This window comes from Knoellia subterranea KCTC 19937 (assembly GCF_000768685.1).
GTDB classification, from domain to species: Bacteria; Actinomycetota; Actinomycetes; order Actinomycetales; family Dermatophilaceae; genus Knoellia; species Knoellia subterranea.
In genome coordinates, this window is the sequence record NZ_AVPK01000009.1 from 116,695 (window position 1) to 122,893 (window position 6,199).

The 6,199-nt window shown below is 71.1% G+C and carries 5 protein-coding genes; 4 read left to right on the forward strand and 1 reads right to left on the reverse strand.

The features are described from left to right. Nucleotides 1-50 precede the first annotated feature (50 nt). A complete protein-coding gene (locus N803_RS14510; RefSeq protein ID WP_052112327.1) occupies nucleotides 51-764 on the forward strand; it encodes a C40 family peptidase in 714 nt (237 codons plus the stop codon). Nucleotides 765-2,246: 1,482 nt separating this feature from the next. On the opposite strand, the gene N803_RS14520 is transcribed toward N803_RS14510, so the two are convergent. Continuing rightward, nucleotides 2,247-3,176 carry a TIGR03619 family F420-dependent LLM class oxidoreductase gene (locus N803_RS14520; protein ID WP_035906581.1) on the reverse strand — a complete coding sequence of 310 codons (930 nt, stop codon included), beginning with the start codon at nucleotides 3,174-3,176 and terminating at the stop codon, nucleotides 2,247-2,249. Nucleotides 3,177-3,277: 101 nt separating this feature from the next. Here N803_RS14520 and N803_RS14525 point away from each other — a divergent pair, with 101 nt between their 5' ends. The 3 genes from N803_RS14525 to cofC all read left to right on the forward strand — a co-directional run. Continuing rightward, nucleotides 3,278-4,012, forward strand: a complete 735-nt coding sequence (locus N803_RS14525) for a response regulator (protein WP_169743103.1) — start codon at nucleotides 3,278-3,280, stop codon at nucleotides 4,010-4,012. Continuing rightward, nucleotides 4,009-5,724: a sensor histidine kinase gene (locus N803_RS14530; RefSeq protein ID WP_035906583.1), complete on the forward strand. Its 1,716-nt coding sequence runs from the start codon at nucleotides 4,009-4,011 to the stop codon at nucleotides 5,722-5,724. Before N803_RS14525 ends, N803_RS14530 begins: the two co-directional genes overlap by 4 nt. Next, the coding region (gene cofC / locus N803_RS14535) for a 2-phospho-L-lactate guanylyltransferase (RefSeq protein ID WP_052112328.1) at nucleotides 5,721-6,199 on the forward strand (479 nt) is incomplete at its 3' end. The genes N803_RS14530 and cofC, both read left to right, overlap by 4 nt.

The window sequence follows — 6,199 nt, forward strand, 5'->3', positions numbered from 1 at the left end:
GGCGACACAACCCTGTCTCCGAACTGTCCGTCATCGCATCCCGTGCAGGTGTGACCGGCGCCAAGGCCTCCGCGGTGCTCGCAGCTTCGGGTGGCCTCGTGGCCGCCTTCGCGCTGCCGGCCTCTGCCGCACCTGACTCCGCCAAGGACGTCCAGGCCGCCGCCCCGGTGACCCCGGCTGCTGCTCCTGCAGCCCCGGCCATCAGCGCCCCGGCCGTCTCGGCTCCGGTCAAGGCCGAGGCCGTCGGCGTCAGCGGTGTCACCGCTGTCGCCAAGCCCAAGCCCAAGCCGAAGCCGAAGCCCAAGCCGGTCGTCCGTGAGGAGACCTCGGAGGGTCGCCGTGTTGCGGCGGCCGAGCGCACCTCGACGCGCACCGCGCCGAAGGCGAGCCGGTCCACGACCCGCACGTCGGTCAACACCAACGTCGCCCAGTCCTCGAGCCAGATCGTCAACATCGCTCGCGGCTTGCTCGGCATCGCCTACGTCTACGGCGGCAGTACCCCGGCCGGCTTCGACTGCTCGGGCTTCACCCAGTACGTCTACCGCAAGGCGGGCATCTCGATCCCGCGCACCGCGTCCGCGCAGCAGCGCGAGGGCACCCGCGTCAGCACCCCGAAGCCGGGCGACCTGGTGTTCTACGGCAGCCCCGCCTGGCACGTCGGCATCTACACCGGTGGCGACATGATGATCGACTCGCCGCGCCCCGGGAAATACAGCAGCGAGCGCAACATGTTCGGCACGCCCACGGAGTTCCGCCGCTACTGATCAGCCTCAGTCGCCCAGCGGTGACAACGCGGCACCCTGCGCAGCCGAACGCCCCCGAAAACCACAAGGTTTCGGGGGCGTTCGTTCGTGTGCAGGGTGCCCTCGGGCAGATTCGAACTGCCGACACCTTCTTTAGGAGGTAGAGTGCCACATCGGGCAGATATACGGTTTGAACTGCAGATATTTACATCTATCGATGCTCGCGATGGCCCGGCGTGCCACATACGTGCCACAAGGATGTGGCTGACGTGTCCTTCGCCGCTCCGGTCGGGCTCTCGCGCGGGGAGGGTTTGATCCCCTCCACGAGTAGGGGATGGCCTTCTCGCAGAGTCAACGACGAGGCGGCCTGATGCTCGTGGAGTCTCGAGACACCATCTGACCCGACAAGACGTCTTGAGTCGCGTACAGCCGTATCTGTCGGTGACCGTCGCCGGCGACAACCCCTTGAACCCATTCGGCTAGATCTCGCAACACTGCCAGCTGCTCGCGGGACACTGCCTCGTCCCGCGTATCGCGACCGACGCAGTAGGTCACAGCTTGCCGCTCTTGATCGAGCTGTTGCAGGAGTCGAGAGAATCGCTGATCGGTGTTGCCCAGGTGAGCCCAGAGCTGGTACGTGCCGCGAAGGCGACCATGGGGTCTTCGAGTCCGCGACCTCGGGAACAGCCGCCGCGTAGGACAGCAACTCGGCCTTGGCCAAATGCTCGGCAGCATGGAATGCGTTCTCGTGGAAGCCGCGCAACTGTCCGCGCTCCAGGCAGGCCTCAGCAACTGCGGCGAACTCCAGCCCGGCCTCGAAGTGGACCAGGCGGGCCGGATCCGGGCGGTCCCGTTCGCCCTTTCTGTAAGCGTCTACGCCAGTTTCGCTTTCGCTACCGACAAGACACACCTCGAGTCGCAAGCGCGCACTTCGCTTGCCATCCCAGCCCTGGGCGGGGACTGCCTTCCGATGGTGCGGCAGACCCCGAGAGAGAACATCGAGGTGCGTCACTCAGCCGCGAGCAGACCTCCTCCAACAGGACGACGATCCGTCAGGAGGTCCGTCGTCCAAGTCGTGTGAAGCGGTAGAACACTTCGAGTCCCTTCACATCCACCGTCCGGAACTGCCGTCTGACCTGCCAAAACGCGGGCACACTGTGCTTCGACGCAGCCACATGTGTCGGATACGTGTCGGATGGTTGCTCTCTGAAGCCAGATAACGAGCATGCTCATCGCCCCATGGACGATCCCGAGGCTGCTCGTGCGGACCGACGACGACCACAGGTCAGCTGCCCCGGTTTGCCCGGATCCAGTAGTCGGCAGTGACGGACGGCGGGCACCAGGGTTGAAGGGCCTCTGAACTGCGGAGACGCTGGGGTCAGAGGCCCCTCTCCTTTCTTGCAGCGGATATGCATCGTTCACGGTCATGTGCAGCGTCGATCGCCGACGTCGACCTCGAGCGAACACCAGAGGCCTGCACGGCTGGATCGCCGAGACTTCGCCTCAACCTCGGGGCGCGAGTTCCTCCAGCACGCGCTCGGCGCGACGGAGCGCCTCGTCTGCCTGGATCTCGGGTGTTCCTACCCGGTGCGAGAGGTTGAGGTCGAGGAGGACCTCTGTGGCGCCTTGACGGCCGAGCGCCTCGATGTCGGCAAGCAGCTGCTCCGCAGTCCCGTGGAAGGGCGCCCGCCGGGAGCCTGGGTCGTCGTCGAGGAGCTCGGGCACGACTCGGACGAGCATCCGCAGGGCGTCTGGGTCGCGATCGGCGTCCACCGCGCCGGCGCGGACGGTGTCGACGCACGATCGCAGCGTGCCGTGGTCGTGGGCGCTGCTGGCGATCCAGCCTTGGGCGAGTCGCCCGGCTCGACGCAGTGCCGCTTCCGCGGTGCCGCCCACGAGCACCGGCGGGTGTGGGCGCTGCACCGGCACGGGGCTCAGGAAGGAACGCGGGACGGTGTAGAACTCGCCGGCGAACTCCGCGGGCTGCTGGGTCCACAGGACCTGGAGGCAGCGGAGGTACTCCTCGAAGCGGGCCCCGCGCCGCTCCATGGGCACCCCCGCGGCCACGTGTTCCTCGGGGAGCCAACCCATCCCCACGCCCACGGTGAGCCGCCCCCCGGATACCACGTCGAGGGAGGCCATCGTCGAGGCCAGCAGGGCCGGCGCGGTGAAGGGGGCGCAGACGGTGGCCGTGCCGAGGCCGATCCGCTCGGTATGGCCGGCGGCGAGGGCGAGCGCCACCACTGGGTCGAGCACCCGGCGGTGCGACGGCCCGAGCCGGCCGTCCGCGGGCCAGAGGGTGCGCTGGTACGCCCATAGCGACGCATAGCCGAGCTCCTCGGCCCGACGGGCGACGCGCACGACGGTGTCCCGCCCGGCCCAGGCGCCCGACACCGGGAGGCCGAAGCCCAGCAGTGGGCGGTCGGTCGTCATCCGCCCACTGTGGCAGCCGCGGGGCTCGGGGGTTCTCAACGGAGCCACAACAGCGGCGGAGGGGCCGTGACCTTCCCCGGCCGCTGTGGTACGCATCACGAGTGAGCCAGACCGCCCGCGAGCAGGCCGCCGACACCAAGGCCCCGGTGGTCCTCGTGGTCGACGACGACGAGGCCATCCGCACGGTCGTGCGCTGGCAGCTCGACTACGCCGGCTTCCGGGTGGTCGAGGCCGACGACGGGCCTTCGGCCCTGCGCCGCATCCGCGACGACCACCCGGCGCTGGTGGTGCTCGACCTCTCGCTGCCGGGCCTCGGCGGCCTGGACGTGCTGCGTGCGGTGCGGGGTGGTCGGACCGGGCGCACCGACATCCCGGTCATCGTGCTGTCCGGCCGCAGCGGTGAGACCGACCGCATCGTCGGGCTGGACCTGGGCGCCGATGACTACCTCATCAAGCCGTTCTCGCCCGGTGAGCTCGCTGCGCGCATCCGCTCGGTGCTGCGGCGCTCCGCCCCGGAGGCCGCGGGGGCGGCCCACGTGATCGGCGACCTGTGCGTCGACACTGCATCCCGGCGTGTGCTGCGCGGCGGGGAGGAGGTCGAGCTCACCCCGAAGGAGTTCGACCTCGTGGCGTTCCTTGCCGCGCACCCACGCCAGGTTTTCACCCGCGGCCAGCTGCTCGAGAAGGTGTGGAACTCCTCGTCGGAGTGGCTCGGGGAGGCGACCGTGACCGAGCACGTGCACCGGCTGCGGCTGAAGCTGGAGCAGGACCCGTCTCGACCGCGGGTGCTGCGCACTGTCCGGGGCATCGGCTACCAGCTCGTGGACGACGGATGAGCACCGCCGACCTCCCCGGGGTGGACGCGCCGGTGCTCGACCCGGACGACGCCCGGGACATGCTCGACCGGCAGACCGAGGTGCTCGAGCTGATCGCGGCCGCCGCCCCGCTGCACGACGTGCTCGCCGAGATCCTCAATTCGCTGGAGCGGCTGATCCCCGGAGCCCGCTGCTCGGTGCTGCTCCTCGACCGGGAGCGTCGCACGCTGCACCACGGCGCCGCTCCGAGCCTGCCGGTCCCCTACGTGGCCGCCATCGACGGGCTCGCCATCGGCGACCACGCCGGCTCCTGCGGCACCGCGGCTGCGCTCAACACCGCGGTGGTGACCGCCGACGTGCGCACCGACCCTCGGTGGGTCGAGTACCGGGCCCACGCGGAGTCGGCCGGCTTGCGGAGCTGCTGGTCCACCCCGATCCAGGGACGTGACGGGATGCCGGTGGGGACCTTCGCGGTGTACCACGACGCACCGCACCGGCCGTCGGGACGCGAGCAGTTGCTCGTCGACCGGTTCACCCATCTGGCCTCCGTGGCGATCGAGCACGCCGGCCTCGTTGGCGACCTCGTGGCCAGCGAGGAGCGCTTTCGCCGGTCGTTCGACGACAACTCGCTGGGCATGGCCCTCGTCGGTCTCGACCGCCGGATCGCCCGCTGCAACACCGCCCTGGCGTCGCTGGCGCGCGGGCGCGCCGGGCTGGTCGGCGGAGGGCTCGCCGACGTCGTGACTCCCCGCGAGGGGTCGCTCGACGCACGGCTGGACGAGCTCCACCGCGACGGCGCCGCGCCGGTGGTCTTCGAGGCGCTGCTGCGCCCCCAGGGCCACCGCGACGTCGAGGTCGAGGTGACGGTCTCGCTCCTCCACGACCGCGAGGGCGACCCCGCGCAGTACGTGGTGAACGTCTTCGACCTGACCGAGCGCCGAGCCGCCGAGCGGCACCGGCGCGCCCGGCTGGAGGCGGAGACGGCGCGCCGGACGGCCGAGGAGCACTCACGCGCCAAGTCGGACCTGCTGGCCGCCGTCGGGCACGAGGCGCGGACCCCGATCCAGGCCATCGTCGGCTTCGCCGAGCTGCTCGGCACCCTCGACCTCGACGAGGCCCGCCGCCAGGAGGCGCTGGACCGCATCAGCGCCGCGGCCGGCCACGTGATGGACCTCCTCGCCGACGTGCTCGACCTCAGCCGCATCGAGGCCGGCGCGCTCCCGCTCGCCGTCGAGCGGGTGGTCGTCGGCGAGGTGGTGGCTGAGGTCTTCGGCCTCCTGTCGACGAAGGCGGAGCAGCGGCGCGTCGAGCTCTCGCACGACGTCGCCGACGAGACCGTGCTCGCCGACCGTCGCCGGCTGCGGCAGGTGCTGCTCAACCTGGTCGGTAACTCCATCCGGCACGGCCGGCCGGGCGGCCACGTCACGGTGCGGTCGGGCCTGACGAGCGACCGCGGCTGGGTGGTGACGTACGTCGACGACGATGGGCCCGGCATCCCTCACGACTTCATCCCGCGGGCCTTCACCGCGTTCGCCCGCCCGAAGCGCCCTGCCGCACAGCGCGGTTCGCGCATCGACGGTGAACCCGGGGCAGACGAGGGCATCGGGCTCGGGCTCGGCCTGGCGCACGGGCTGGCGGAGGCGATGGGCGGCGAGCTGTCGGTGGGCCGATCCGGGCCCGATGGCACCTCGATGGTGCTGCGACTGCCCACCGGGAAAGCAGACGCCCGGTGACCACGGTGACCGCCGTCATGCCGGTGAAGCGGCTCGGGGCGGCCAAGTCGCGTCTGGAGCTCCCTGACGCCCGGCGGCGCGCCCTGGCCCTCGCGTTCGCCGTCGACACCGTCACCGCAGTGGCGGCCTCGCCCATGGTCGGCGACGTCGTCGTCATCACCTCCGACCCCGTCGTCGCATGGCACCTGCGTCGCCTCCCGGTGCGTCTGGTGCCCGACGACGGCGGTGGGCTGGATGCCGTGGTGCGCGACGGCACCCGCGTCGCGTCGTCGTGGCGACCGGGGTCGGGCGTGGCGGTGTTTCCCGCCGACCTGCCCTGCCTGCGCCCGGCCGACGTCACCGACGTGTTGACCCGGGCGGCCGTCGCGCCCGCGACCTTCGTGCCCGACCGCTCGGGCACCGGCACGACGGTGGTCGTGCACCAGCCGGGGTCGGTGCCCGCGACGGGCTACGGGCCGGGCTCGGCACGCCGGCA

Coding starts and splice junctions, on each gene's coding strand:
- N803_RS14530 (WP_035906583.1), top strand. CDS start 4,009: ATGAGCACCGCCGACCTCCCCGGGGTGGACGCGCCGGTGCTCGACCCG.
- N803_RS14520 (WP_035906581.1), bottom strand. CDS start 3,176: ATGACGACCGACCGCCCACTGCTGGGCTTCGGCCTCCCGGTGTCGGGC.